At 63.1% G+C, this 12,095-nt stretch carries 12 protein-coding genes and 1 pseudogene; 4 read left to right on the forward strand and 9 right to left on the reverse strand.

The annotated features are described in order from the left end of the window. Positions 1-239: 239 nt before the first annotated feature. Positions 240-1,637 carry an MFS transporter gene (locus U4Y90_RS34485; protein WP_321801454.1) on the reverse strand — a complete coding sequence of 466 codons (1,398 nt, stop codon included), beginning with the start codon at positions 1,635-1,637 and terminating at the stop codon, positions 240-242. A gap of 122 nt (positions 1,638-1,759) precedes the next feature. On the opposite strand from U4Y90_RS34485, the gene U4Y90_RS34490 reads away from it, so the two are divergent. The 4 genes and pseudogenes from U4Y90_RS34490 (at position 1,760) to U4Y90_RS34505 (ending at position 5,044) form a co-directional block, all read left to right on the forward strand. Beyond that, a complete protein-coding gene (locus tag U4Y90_RS34490) occupies positions 1,760-1,972 on the forward strand; it encodes a DUF3820 family protein (RefSeq protein WP_086967339.1) in 213 nt (70 codons plus the stop codon). 695 nt (positions 1,973-2,667) lie between these two features. Next, entirely contained in the window at positions 2,668-3,921 is a 1,254-nt protein-coding gene (locus U4Y90_RS34495; RefSeq protein WP_321801456.1) for a ribonucleotide-diphosphate reductase subunit beta, read from the forward strand. Between the two features lie 104 nt (positions 3,922-4,025). Beyond that, a pseudogene (locus U4Y90_RS34500) lies at positions 4,026-4,353 on the forward strand (hypothetical protein). A 31-nt stretch (positions 4,354-4,384) separates the two neighbouring features. Beyond that, positions 4,385-5,044 carry a histone H1-like DNA-binding protein gene (locus tag U4Y90_RS34505; protein WP_321801457.1) on the forward strand — a complete coding sequence of 220 codons (660 nt, stop codon included), beginning with the start codon at positions 4,385-4,387 and terminating at the stop codon, positions 5,042-5,044. Positions 5,045-5,290: 246 nt separating this feature from the next. On the opposite strand, the gene U4Y90_RS34510 is transcribed toward U4Y90_RS34505, so the two are convergent. From U4Y90_RS34510 to U4Y90_RS34545, 8 genes are all read right to left on the reverse strand, one after another. After that, positions 5,291-5,770, reverse strand: coding sequence for a glycine zipper 2TM domain-containing protein (locus U4Y90_RS34510; protein WP_321801459.1), 480 nt, complete (start codon positions 5,768-5,770; stop codon positions 5,291-5,293). A gap of 21 nt (positions 5,771-5,791) precedes the next feature. Continuing rightward, positions 5,792-6,730: a carbohydrate kinase family protein gene (locus U4Y90_RS34515; protein ID WP_321801460.1), complete on the reverse strand. Its 939-nt coding sequence runs from the start codon at positions 6,728-6,730 to the stop codon at positions 5,792-5,794. 115 nt (positions 6,731-6,845) lie between these two features. Further along, the gene (gene tpx / locus U4Y90_RS34520; protein WP_321801461.1) at positions 6,846-7,346 is read right to left on the reverse strand and encodes a thiol peroxidase; all 501 of its coding nucleotides are present in this window, start codon (positions 7,344-7,346) and stop codon (positions 6,846-6,848) included. A 119-nt stretch (positions 7,347-7,465) separates the two neighbouring features. Further along, entirely contained in the window at positions 7,466-8,806 is a 1,341-nt protein-coding gene (locus U4Y90_RS34525) for a DUF3426 domain-containing protein (RefSeq protein ID WP_321801463.1), read from the reverse strand. Between the two features lie 50 nt (positions 8,807-8,856). Then, the gene (prmA, locus tag U4Y90_RS34530; protein WP_321801465.1) at positions 8,857-9,759 is read right to left on the reverse strand and encodes a 50S ribosomal protein L11 methyltransferase; all 903 of its coding nucleotides are present in this window, start codon (positions 9,757-9,759) and stop codon (positions 8,857-8,859) included. Between the two features lie 25 nt (positions 9,760-9,784). Next, positions 9,785-11,152, reverse strand: coding sequence for an acetyl-CoA carboxylase biotin carboxylase subunit (accC, locus tag U4Y90_RS34535; RefSeq protein ID WP_321801466.1), 1,368 nt, complete (start codon positions 11,150-11,152; stop codon positions 9,785-9,787). Positions 11,153-11,306: 154 nt separating this feature from the next. Further along, a complete protein-coding gene (gene accB, locus U4Y90_RS34540; RefSeq protein ID WP_321801468.1) occupies positions 11,307-11,786 on the reverse strand; it encodes an acetyl-CoA carboxylase biotin carboxyl carrier protein in 480 nt (159 codons plus the stop codon). 75 nt (positions 11,787-11,861) lie between these two features. Further along, positions 11,862-12,083, reverse strand: a complete 222-nt coding sequence (locus U4Y90_RS34545; RefSeq protein ID WP_321801470.1) for a hypothetical protein — start codon at positions 12,081-12,083, stop codon at positions 11,862-11,864. Between the last annotated feature and the right edge of the window lie 12 nt (positions 12,084-12,095).

Consider the following 12,095-nt stretch of genomic DNA (forward strand, 5'->3'; position numbering starts at 1 on the left):
GGTGTTCTGCTTGTGAGGGCACTTGCTACAGGCGGGCCATTAGGCCAATCGCCTGTGCCGGGGCCGGTGTGAGGTACTTTGGATGGGGAGAGCTGCTTTCTTTGGTTACTTTCTTTGCAGCAGCAAAGAAAGTGACCCCTCCGCCGGGGAGGCGGCTACTGAACAAACGGCAAGCTGACGGAAGAAGCAAGGAAGCAGAAGCAAGCAGGAAGAAGCAAGCAGAAAGAAGCAACCAACCCTCACCCCCGCGTGCCACGCGAAATCTCCGTCCCGGCATCATGCGCAAGCCGCGCGGTGACCGGCATCGAAAGAAACGAGAACAAGCCGACGACGAGAAACGCAGGCCAGAAGTCCGACCATTGCACGCTCGCATGACCGTTCAGATATTGCGAAAGCTCGAGCGTGATGCCCGCGATCGTCACGCCGAGACCGAGCGACACCTGTTGCACAAAGCTCGCGAGGCTGGTTGCGCGACCGACATCGCGCGTTTCGATCTCCGCATACGCGAGCGAGTTGAGACTCGTGAACTGCAACGCAGGGAAGAAGCCGCCGAGCAGCACGACGGCCCAGATCACCCAGGTCGGCGTGCCGGGGAAGAACGTGCCGCACGCCGCGATCGCGATCCCGGACAGCGCCGCGTTGTAGAACAGCGTCTGACGGAAGCCGAAGCGATGCAGCACGCGCGATGCGAGCGAGCGCATGAACATGCCGCCGAACGCGGACGCGCAGGTGATCGCGCCGGACTTGAACGCCGTCATGCCAAGACCTTCCTGCAGCGCGAGCGGCAGCAGAAACGGCACGGCGCCAAGCCCGATGCGAAACATCGAACCGCCGAGCACGCTTGCCTGAAACGTCGGCACGCGGAAGAAGCGCAGATCGAGCAGCGGCTTATCCGCGCGTCGAGCGTGGATGCAGTACAGCACGACCATCAGCGCGCCGGCGGCGCACATCGCGTAGGCCGTGCGTTGCGGAATCAGTTCGCCGCCGACGAGCGAGAGCCCGAGCATCAGCAGCACGCCCGCGCTCGCGGAGAGAAAGAAGCCGAACCAGTCGAGACGGCCCGGATGATCCTCGTGCGAGTTGACGATGTAGCGGTTGGTCAGCCAGATGCCGGCGATGCCGATCGGGATGTTGATGAAGAAGATCAGGCGCCAGTGCAGATACGTCGTGATGAAGCCGCCGAGCAACGGCCCGACCGCGGGCCCGAGCATTGCGGGCACGGAGAGATAGTTCATCGCGCGAATGAACTCCGAGCGGCGCACGGAACGGAAGATGATGATGCGCCCGACGGGCACCATCATCGCGCCGCCGACGCCCTGGATGAAGCGCGCGACGGTGAAAGGGCCGAGCGAAGTGGAGGCCGCGCACAGCAGCGAGCCGACGACGAACACGCCGATGGCCGTGCGGAACACGGCGCGCGCGCCGAAGCGGTCGGCCACCCATCCGCAAATCGGTATGAAGACGCCGAGCCCGAGCACGTAACTCGTGACGGCCACCTTCAGCGTGACGGGATCGCGTCCGAAGGCGCGTGCCATTTCCGGAATCGCGGTGACGATGACGTTGGCGTCGACGCTTTCCATGAACATCGCGCACGCGACAATGAGAGGGGCGATGAAAGCTTTGACGGCAAGCGGCATGGTGATTCGCGATCGGCTCTTGGCGGCAAGAGCGGCGATTATGGCACCGATATGGAGCAGTCGCTGAGCGATCACGACGCGTTGCGTGGTGCGATGAACATTGAACGAGGAGTGAATCAGGAATGGACCCGCAGGATCTGCAACGTCTCGTCACGCAGACGATGCCCTATGGCAAGTACAAGGACAGGCTCATCGCCGATCTGCCTGGTCACTATCTCGCGTGGTTCGCGCGTGAGGGTTTTCCAGAGGGAAAGCTCGGCAGCCTGCTCGCGTTGATGCATGAGATCGACCACAACAATCTGCGCTCGCTGCTCGATCCGTTGCGCGGCCGATAAGGCTTGCGCAGCGCTTGCCGGGGTGAGACGGATCGTCGCGTAAACACGCAATAGGTTGTATTGACTGAATTTGCAAGCACAAGATATTGTGGAAATACGAGACGTCAAATGCTAAACTTCGGCAACGAATTCGATATGCGCAACAGGCGTTGAAGCTCGATCGACAAGTCTGCGTCACCGTGTTTCGAACGATGCGAAGTGCGTGCGATGACACACATCGAAGATGAGCGAATGAAGGTGGCGAGTCCATCTGCGTTGATCGATTCGCGACTCGTGTTCTGCATCGCATCGCATGTCGACGAGAGACATCGATCGATGATCGACGCGAGTCATGCTTCGATGCACTCGTGCCTCGCAGCACATCATCGAGTCGATGCTCGCAGTGAAGCACGGCGCGCTTCACGTCACGCGTGGATGCATCGTCCGCAAAGCCTTGTGGAGCAAGGCTTCCAGCGCATCGATGAAGTCACGTGCAAGCACGCGGCGAGGTCATCGAAGTCACTCGATCAGGACCGCTTCACACACGATTCAAGAGATGCCGCATCGCGCTTCACACACACGGCGTCGAGCCAAGTGTTGTATGCAGGTAGCAACGTCGAATCTAAATCGCATGAAAACGAGAATTTTCATGAGCAAACTCTTTTATCGCTCATGAAAAGATGGTACAAACCGATCTAAATTGATGGTGAGAATTTATGCTCAACTGGGATGACGAGACCACTGCCGTAGCTCCCTCGAGCGCTTCGCAACAGAACGCGTTGCGTAACGCTCAAGGCACGACTTTCGGTACGCAGGCAGCGCACGCTGCTGCTCATCAAGCTGCCCATCAGACTGCACAAGCGAACAACATCTTCTCCGATGGCTTCGTTCCGCCCGCAGCCGCCAATCCGGCAACGGCCGCATCCGCCGGCGCGATCGCCGCGCAGAGCGAAGCGCGCGTCAATGTCGCCGACAAGCGCATCATCAACGGCAAGACTGACGTCAACCAGCTCGTCCCGTTCAAGTACAAGTGGGCGTGGGAGAAGTATCTCGCCGGCTGCGCGAACCACTGGATGCCGCAGGAAGTGAACATGTCGCGCGACATCGCCCTGTGGAAAGACCCGAACGGTCTCTCGGACGACGAGCGCCGCATCGTCAAGCGCAACCTCGGCTTCTTCGTCACGGCCGACTCGCTCGCCGCGAACAACATCGTGCTCGGCACGTACCGTCACATCACCGCTCCGGAGTGCCGCCAGTTCCTGCTGCGCCAGGCGTTCGAAGAGGCGATCCACACGCACGCGTACCAGTACATCGTCGAATCGCTCGGTCTCGATGAAAGCGAGATCTTCAACGCCTATCACGAGGTCAAGTCGATCCGTGACAAGGACGAGTTCCTCATTCCGTTCATCAGCGTGCTGACCGACCCTGCCTTCACCACGGGCACGCTGGAAGCGGACCAGAAATTGCTGAAGTCGTTGATCGTGTTCGCCTGCATCATGGAAGGCCTGTTCTTCTATGTCGGCTTCACGCAGATTCTGGCGCTGGGTCGCCAGAACAAGATGACGGGCGCGGCGGAGCAGTATCAGTACATCCTCCGCGATGAATCGATGCACTGCAACTTCGGCATCGACCTCATCAACCAGATCAAGCTGGAAGAGCCGCAACTGTGGACCGCCGAATTCAAGGCCGAGATCCGCGAGCTCTTCAAGCAGGCTGTCGATCTTGAATATCGCTACGCTGAAGACACCATGCCGCGCGGGGTGCTCGGCCTGAACGCGTCGATGTTCAAGAGCTATCTGCGGTTCATCTGCAACCGGCGTTGCCAGCAGATCGGACTGGACCCGCTCTTCCCGAACGAGGAAAACCCGTTCCCGTGGATGAGCGAGATGATCGACTTGAAGAAGGAACGCAACTTCTTCGAGACACGCGTGATTGAGTATCAAACCGGCGGCGCGCTGACCTGGGAATAATAAAAATCCAGGACGTGTTGCAGACGAAATCGATGGGACTGACCGGGCAGCAGCGTGTCGCTCACGCGCGCCCGGCCGGCAAGGTTTAGGAGAACGGTCGCCTGATGCAAAGTGCGCCTACTGACTTGGCGGGCCGAGTGGCCCGGATAGAAGACAGGCGTTTTGCGTTCCCTGAAAAGGGATGGGCAAACTTCCCCCCGGAAAATGCCAGCGGCAAGCTCGCTGGCTCGATCAAGCGATGGCCGGCGCCGCAGACATGCGGTGCTGACTCAATTTGGCGCGCGGTGCCTCGGGGCACGGCGCGCCTTGCCGTATTCATTAGCGTAAGCAGGTGGGATCAGCGTACGCCGATGAATAATCCGCTTCGTAGCGTGCGCTGTGAGAGGCGACGCGTGGGAAGCGGGTTTTGACGAAGGGTGTTGTTTGAACTGACTCTCATCTGAAAACCTGAAGGAGAAAAACCATGGCAGTTGCCAAGAAAAAACCCGCCGCGAAGAAGGCTGCAGCAAAGAAAGTCACCGCCAAGAAGGCCGCTCCGGCGAAGAAGGTTGCCGCCAAGAAGGTCGCTGTGAAGAAGGTTGCAGCGAAGAAAGTAGCGGCGAAGAAAGTAGCGGCGAAGAAGGTAGCGGCGAAGAAAGTAGCGGCGAAGAAGGTTGCAGCAAAGAAGGTGGCAACCAAGAAGGTCGCTGCGAAGAAGGTTGCAGCGAAGAAGGTCGCGGCGAAGAAGGCCCCCGCGAAGAAAGCGGCAGCGAAGAAAGTCGCGACCAAGAAGGTAGCGGCGAAGAAGGCCGCAGCGAAGAAGGCGCCTGCGAAGAAGGCCGCAGCGAAGAAGGCGCCTGCGAAAAAGGCCGCAGCGAAGAAGGCCGCTGCGAAAAAGGCTCCCGCGAAAAAGGCTGCTGCGAAGACCGCAGCCGCTGCGCCTGCTGCTGCTCCTGCCGCGAAGAAGGCCCCCGCGAAAAAAGCTCCGGCCAAGAAGGCCGCTGCTGCGAAGAAGACTACGGCTGCCGCTCCTGCAACGACGGCAACGACCGTATCGGCGCCTGCTCCGGCTCCGGCCGCTGCGGTCAAGACGGCGTTGAACCCGGCAGCGGCATGGCCGTTCCCGACGGGCAGCCGTCCGTAAGCTCTTGCAGTACGCGACACCCAGGCACAGTGCGCTGTGCCCTTAGTCCGGGTAAGCCTACCCGGCCTGAACCCGTCGCCGGGGAAACCTGGCGGCGGGTTTTTCGTTTCGGCGAACGAATTTCATCGAGCGTGCTCGCAGCTCGTTCGACGCGGCCAAAGAAAAAAGCGCATGCATCGTTCGATACATGCGCTTCTTCCGAATGACGCGGCGCCTATTCCTCCGCTGAATACCTCAGCGCCTCGCTCAGTGGGTCACGCGCGTGACGCCGCCGCTCGACAGCAGACGCACCCGTTCGCCCGCCTGAAAGACCTCGCCGTTCGCGGTCTGCGTGATCGCGCGCAGGTCGCCGTTATCGAGGCGCACGGTGATCTCAAGACCGTTCTTCATCGCGACACTGTTTTCGACCGCGTTGCCTGCGACGGCGCCAGCCAGCCCGCCGATAATGCCTGCGATGATCGAGCCATTGCCGCCGCCGATCGCGCTTGCCGCCGCAACGCCGCCGAGCGCGCCGCCGCCGATCGTGCCGAGGCCCGTGGGCTGGCCGTTGTTCGAGCTGATCTTCACGCCACGCACGCTTTCGACCGTCGCCATGCGCACCGTTTCCTCGCGCTGCGCCTGCGACGCCGTATAGACGTCCGACGAGCTGCTGTTGTAAGCGCAGCCCGTCAGCGCCATCGAGCCGAAGAGCGCCATTGCCAGCGCGATACGACTTACCGTTTTCATTACTTCACTCCAATCATTCATTCAGAACAGGCTGCTTCCGAAGGCCTGCTTGAATCGCTCTTCAATTTCGGCGCGCGTAGGCGCGTAGGTTTGCGGTCCCTGATGTTCGATTTTCAGCGAACCCATCAGACTCGCGAGACGACCCGTTTTCTCCCAGCCAAGCTTGTTCTCGATGCCGTACAAGAGGCCACCGCGGAATGCGTCGCCGCAACCGGTCGGATCGACCACCTGACGTGCCTGCACGACGGGGATTTCGAGCACGCCATCTGCATGATGGATTTGCGCGCCGTGTTCCCCACGCGTCACCACGAGCGCTTCGACGCGGCTCTTGATGTCTTCGAGCGACCAGCCGGTCTTGTTGCTCAGCAACTTGGCTTCGTAATCGTTGACCGCCACGTAGGTGGCGAGTTCAATCATGCGACAAAGTTCCACGCTTTCTAGGATGGGCAATCCCTGGCCCGGATCGAACACGAACGGCACGCCCGCGCGCGCCAGCCCTTCGGCGTGCTCGCGCATGCCTTGCGCGCCGTCGGGCGCGACGATTCCAAGCGAGATGCCCTGCGCTTCATCGGCGCGGTTCAGGTGCGACTCCATCATCGCGCCGGGGTGGAACGCGGTGATCTGGTTGTTCGCGAGATCGGTGGTGATGAAGCATTGCGCCGAGTGCTGGTCGGGCAGAACGCGCACGTATTCCTTCGACAAGCCGAGCGCGTCGAGCCGGTCGACATAGAGCTGCGAATCCGCCGCGCCGAGGGTCGCCATGATCTTCGGGTCGCCGCCGAGCAGCTTCAGTGCGTAAGCGATGTTGCCCGCGCAGCCGCCGAAATTGCGCCGCATCGTCGGCACCAGGAAGCTGATGTTCAGCATATGCACCTGGTCCGGCAGGATGTGGTCGCCGAAGCGGCCCTGGAAAGTCATGATGTTGTCGTAGGCGAGCGAGCCGCAGATGAGCGTAGCCAAGGCGATCCTTTGTGAATAGGGGCGGAGAGATAGATCCGCATACGGCGCGCGGCGAGCGTTTCACCGCGCCTCGTATGCGCGGACCGCTTCGGTCGCAAGCGGTCCGCCGGGAGTATTACTTCAGTGCCGCGAGCGCTGCGTCGTAGTTCGGCTCGTTCTTGATTTCAGGCACGAGCTCCGAGTGCAGCACCTTGTTGTTCTCGTCCAGCACGACGACCGCGCGCGCCGTCAGGCCTTTGAGCGGGCCGCTCGTCACGTCGACGCCGTATGCCTGCGCAAACTCGTGGCCGCGAAACGTCGATGCCGTCACGACATTGGCGATGCCTTCGGTCGTGCAGAAGCGTTTGGCGGCGAACGGCAGATCGCCCGAAACGACGACTACCACCGTGTTGTTCAGGCCAGCGGCCGCTTCGTTGAATTTGCGCGTCGAGGTGGCGCAGGTCGGCGTGTCGAGGCTCGGCACGATGTTCAGAACCTTGCGCTTGCCCGCGAAGTTCGCGAGTTTGATGTCGCCGAGATCCGCGCCGACGAGCGTGAATTCGGACGCCTGCTGGCCCGCGTCCGGGAATGTGCCGCTAACGTCGATGGGATTGCCGCCGAGGGTAACTTGACTCATGTTGCGCTCCAGAGAATTGTCAGATGCTGACGGGAAAATCGCGCGTGCGTGAGCCGCGAGGGCCATGACGCGCGTCGTGTGGAACAAGCGGCAGGCGGCGTTCGCGCGCCTGTCCGCCGTCACGGATAAAAGACCTGAACCCGGTAATTCGCGGCGACAGCGTCGCCTGTATCCAGCCGGACGATAACCGGCTGCGCGCTTTGCGGCGGAAGGCCGACGGCGAATATCGTACCCGGTCGCGCGTAATCCTGCGGCCAGAGGACGCGGCGGATCGCGACGTTGTTCTTGTCGTCGAGCAGCGTGAGTTCGAGCGCCGGATACGCGAGCGCGACGTCCTGCCGGTTACGCAGCGACAGCTTCAGTTCGAGCTTGTGCGGGCCGTCGACCTGACGCAGGCCGGAGCTCTCGATCTGCAATCCGTCGATGTCGCGCGGCGGCGAGATGGTGCAGCCGATCTGATCGCATACGTCCGAGTAGAGCGCGTGCGAGCCGGGCACGAAGACCATCACGGTTTCGCGTTGCCACCACGCGAGTTGTACGAGCAACAGCAGCGCCAGCAGCACGGAGGCGATGACGCCGATGATGCGTTTCGCCTTGCCGGAGCCTGCGCGAGCCCGCGCGGGCGCGCGCGCCTCCCGCGATTCGCGGATGACGGGAAACGCTTCGTTCGCGCTCGTCCGACGAGCAGGGGGAGGCGGCTTCTTGCCGCCGAAGCCGGGTTCGGCATCGTCGCGCCATGCGGGTGCGGCGGGCGGTTCCGGTGCCGGGTGCGCGAGCGGCGCATCCGGCTGATGAACCGGTCCGATGAACGGCTCGGCGCGATCGTCGACGGGATCGACAAACGGTGCGACGGGCGGTTCGCCGAGCGGCGCGTCGTTGCCGGCTTGCGCGGCATTCGCGGCGTCGGGATGCGGAACGCCAACGCGGATGAACTGCTTCAGGCGCCCCGGTTCCGAAGGCAGCGCGGAGGGCTCGTTCGCGGCATCGGTCTGGTCGGGTTCGGTACGCGGCGGCGTGGCCGGTGCCTGCCTCGAGGCGCTCGTGAAGGCGGGCGCGTTCGCGTAGACCGTGCGCTCGCTGTCGGCGTCTTTTTTGGCGCCAGGCGCATCGGCGCGCTGCGTCGGCGCCGCCGGGCCGAGATCGAGGTTGCGCGGCGCGAAGGGTCGCGGCTTGAGCGGTGCATCGGAGGGGGCCGTCACATGAACGGGAACATCGGCAGAGGGAACACGGCCCGCGCCCGAGCTCGTCGTGGGGCCGACGGCTACGTCGTCGTCGATGATCGCGGCATGCTGGGCGACGCCTGCCGCAGCCGGCTCATCGGGAAGCTCGAAACGATGGTGCGCGGCATCGAAAACTTCCTGGCAGTGTCCGCAGCGCACGCGGCCGTCATGCGGCGCGAGCAGATGCGGGTCCAGCTTGAATACGGTTTCGCAGTGGGGGCAGCGGGTTGCCAGCGCCATATAAGAAGTGCCGTTGGCCTGACGGCCGATTCGTGGAGGATGGCGCTATTCTAAAGGCTTTCGCGCCGCGTTCCCGCGAGGCATACCCAGCCTTCGTGCTCGCGCCAGACGCTGATGTCGATCCACTTGGCGTAGACCGCCGCGACCTCGTCGGCCTGGCGCGCGAGCACGCCCGACAGCGCGATTCTGCCGCCCGGCTTCACCTTCGCGGCGAGCATCGACGCCATCAGCTTGAGCGGATTCGAGAGAATGTTCGCGACGACGATATCGAATTCGCCGGCGGGGCACGCGTCGGGCAAGCCGTAGGTCACGTCCGCGTGATTGCGCTCGCTGTTCTGGCGCGCCGACTCGACCGCCTGGCTGTCGATGTCGATGCCGACGACCGGGTCCGCGCCGCACTTCTTCGCGAGGATCGCGAGAATGCCGGAGCCGCAGCCGTAGTCGAGCACCGATTGGCCAGCCTTCACCGATTGCTCCAGCCACTCCATGCAAAGCCGCGTGGTCGGATGGCTGCCCGTGCCGAACGCGAGGCCCGGATCGAGTTCGAGCACGAGCGCGTCGGGGTCGGGCGCGTCGTGCCATGAAGGCACGACCCAGATGCGCTCGCCGATCGAAATCGGATCGAACTGCGCCTGCGTGAGACGCACCCAATCCTGGTCCTCGACTTCGCGCACGATAAAACTGGGCGTTGCCGAGAGGCCGATTTCGTTCGCGGCCGCGGCGAGCAGTACGTCGGGATCGGCGTCCTCGGCGAGCAGCGCGACCACGCGCGAGCGATTCCACGCGCTCTTCTCGGGCACGAGACCCGGCTCGCCGAAAAGCGGCTGCTCGTCGGGCGTGTCGGCGTCGGCGTCTTCGACCGACACCGACAGCGCGCCGACGTCAAGCAGCGCATCCGACAGCGCTTCCGCGTGCTCGCGATCCAGCTCGGCGATCAGTTCCCGGTAACTCATGCTCTTTTCCTGCGTTAAGCGCGCTTCAGGACTCTTCGGCGACGGCTGCCTGGCGCGCGGCCAGCTTGTTCTCGAGATAGTGGATGCTCGTGCCGCCTTCGACGAACTTTGCGTCGATCATCAGTTCGCGATGCAGCGGGATGTTCGTCGAGATGCCTTCCACGACCATTTCCGACAGCGCGATGCGCATGCGGTTGATCGCCTGCTCGCGCGTCGCACCGAAGGCGATCAGCTTGCCGATCATCGAATCGTAGTTCGGCGGAACGAAGTAGCTGGCGTACGCGTGCGAATCGACGCGGATGCCCGGGCCGCCCGGCGTGTGCCACGACGTGATGCGTCCCGGCGAAGGCGTGAACTTGAACGGATCTTCGGCGTTGATGCGGCATTCGATCGCGTGGCCGCGGAACTGGATGTCCTTCTGGCGGATCGAGAGCTTTTCGCCCGCGGCGATGCGAATCTGCTCCTGCACGATGTCGACGCCCGTGATCAGTTCCGTGACCGGATGCTCTACCTGCACGCGCGTGTTCATCTCGATGAAGTAGAACTCGCCGTTCTCGTAGAGGAACTCGAAGGTGCCCGCGCCGAGATAGCCCATTTTCTTGCAGGCGTCGGCGCAGCGGTCGCCGATGCGCTCGATCAGCCGCCGCGCGATGCCCGGCGCCGGCGCTTCCTCGATCACCTTCTGGTGACGGCGCTGCATCGAGCAGTCGCGTTCGCCGAGCCAGATCGCGTTGCGGAACGAATCCGACAACACCTGAATCTCGATGTGACGCGGGTTCTCGAGGAACTTCTCCATGTAAACCTGCGGGTTGCCGAACGCGCGGCCCGCTTCCTCGCGCGTCATGTTGACCGCGTTGACGAGCGCCGCTTCCGTGTGCACCACGCGCATGCCGCGCCCGCCGCCGCCGCCCGCCGCCTTGATGATGACGGGATAGCCGACTGTGCGCGCAATCTTCACGATCTCGCGCGGATCGTCCGGCAACGCGCCTTCCGAGCCCGGCACGCACGGCACGCCGGTCTTGATCATCGTCTGCTTGGCGGTGACTTTGTCGCCCATCAGGCGGATGGTCTCGGGACGCGGGCCGATGAACGTGAAACCCGATTGCTCGACGCGCTCGGCGAAGTCCGCGTTTTCAGAGAGGAAGCCATAGCCGGGGTGGATAGCCTCGGCGTCGGTGACTTCGGCCGCGCTGATGAGCGCCGGCATGTTCAGGTAGGAGAGATTGGAAGGCGCCGGTCCGATACAGACGGCTTCGTCGGCCAACTTGACGTATTTCGCTTCCTTGTCGGCTTCCGAATAGACGACAACTGTCTTGACGCCCAGCTCGCGGCACGCGCGCTGGATGCGAAGCGCGATTTCGCCGCGGTTCGCAATGAGAATTTTTTCAAACATAGTGGGTCGGCTCATCAACGGGCTCGCGCGAGCGGCCCTCGGGGATCCAATCGGCGGCGCGCTTCTCGACGGATCGATGCCGCTCGAAGCACGCCGGCGCAGTGAAGCCGGGCGGCGGCGGCGAGGCGCATCCGCGGCACGGCCCGATGCGCCTTTAGTCGCCGATCACGAAGAGCGGCTGGCCGTACTCGACCGCCTGGCCGTTCTCGACGAGGATTTCCTTCACGACGCCGGCCTTGTCCGATTCGATCTCGTTCAGCAGCTTCATCGCTTCGATGATGCAGAGCGTCTGGCCTTCCTTGACCGTATCGCCGACCTGGATGAACGGGTCCGCACCCGGCGACGGCGCGCGATAGAACGAGCCGACCATCGGCGAGGTCACAATGTGACCTTGCGGCGCTGCGGCCGCGGCACCGGGCGCGGCCGCAGCCGGCGCGCCTGCTTCGCCAGCGCCTCCGAAATGCGGCGCGGCGGGCGCCTGCACTTGCGGCGCGTACTGTTGCGGCGCCTGCATGTAGACCGGCGCGGCGTTCTTGACGATGCGAACCTTGCCTTCGCCTTCCGTCACTTCCAGCTCCGAGATGCCGGATTCCGAGACGAGGTCGATCAGCGTTTTCAGTTTACGAAGGTCCATCGAAAAATCCCCTTTCAATACTTGGAGACCGGGGCTGACCCGGCACTTGACTTGATTTGTGGGTGTTCTGACTGCTCAGCCGCGCACTCTCGCGCAGGCGCCGACGAAAACCGCGGCGGCAGAATCGGTCGGCACGCTGAACGTGTTCATGTCGAACGCATCGGCGTGGTCGTTTTGAAGCGCGCGCCCGGACGGCATGCACATGAACCCTGCGAGTACCTCGCGCAGGCCGGCAACCGTTTTTTGGCTGTCGGACTTGACGGCGAGGGGGCCACATGGCACCGGCAGAGTAGTCATAGTCGCTTCGGG

It is taken from the genome of Caballeronia sp. J97 (assembly GCF_905220305.1).
Lineage (GTDB): Bacteria > Pseudomonadota > Gammaproteobacteria > Burkholderiales > Burkholderiaceae > Caballeronia.

Coding starts and splice junctions, on each gene's coding strand:
- U4Y90_RS34485 (WP_321801454.1), bottom strand. CDS start 1,637: ATGCCGCTTGCCGTCAAAGCTTTCATCGCCCCTCTCATTGTCGCGTGC.
- U4Y90_RS34490 (WP_086967339.1), top strand. CDS start 1,760: ATGGACCCGCAGGATCTGCAACGTCTCGTCACGCAGACGATGCCCTAT.
- U4Y90_RS34495 (WP_321801456.1), top strand. CDS start 2,668: ATGCTCAACTGGGATGACGAGACCACTGCCGTAGCTCCCTCGAGCGCT.
- U4Y90_RS34505 (WP_321801457.1), top strand. CDS start 4,385: ATGGCAGTTGCCAAGAAAAAACCCGCCGCGAAGAAGGCTGCAGCAAAG.
- U4Y90_RS34510 (WP_321801459.1), bottom strand. CDS start 5,770: ATGAAAACGGTAAGTCGTATCGCGCTGGCAATGGCGCTCTTCGGCTCG.
- tpx (WP_321801461.1), bottom strand. CDS start 7,346: ATGAGTCAAGTTACCCTCGGCGGCAATCCCATCGACGTTAGCGGCACA.
- U4Y90_RS34525 (WP_321801463.1), bottom strand. CDS start 8,806: ATGGCGCTGGCAACCCGCTGCCCCCACTGCGAAACCGTATTCAAGCTG.
- prmA (WP_321801465.1), bottom strand. CDS start 9,759: ATGAGTTACCGGGAACTGATCGCCGAGCTGGATCGCGAGCACGCGGAA.
- accC (WP_321801466.1), bottom strand. CDS start 11,152: ATGTTTGAAAAAATTCTCATTGCGAACCGCGGCGAAATCGCGCTTCGC.
- accB (WP_321801468.1), bottom strand. CDS start 11,786: ATGGACCTTCGTAAACTGAAAACGCTGATCGACCTCGTCTCGGAATCC.
- U4Y90_RS34545 (WP_321801470.1), bottom strand. CDS start 12,083: ATGACTACTCTGCCGGTGCCATGTGGCCCCCTCGCCGTCAAGTCCGAC.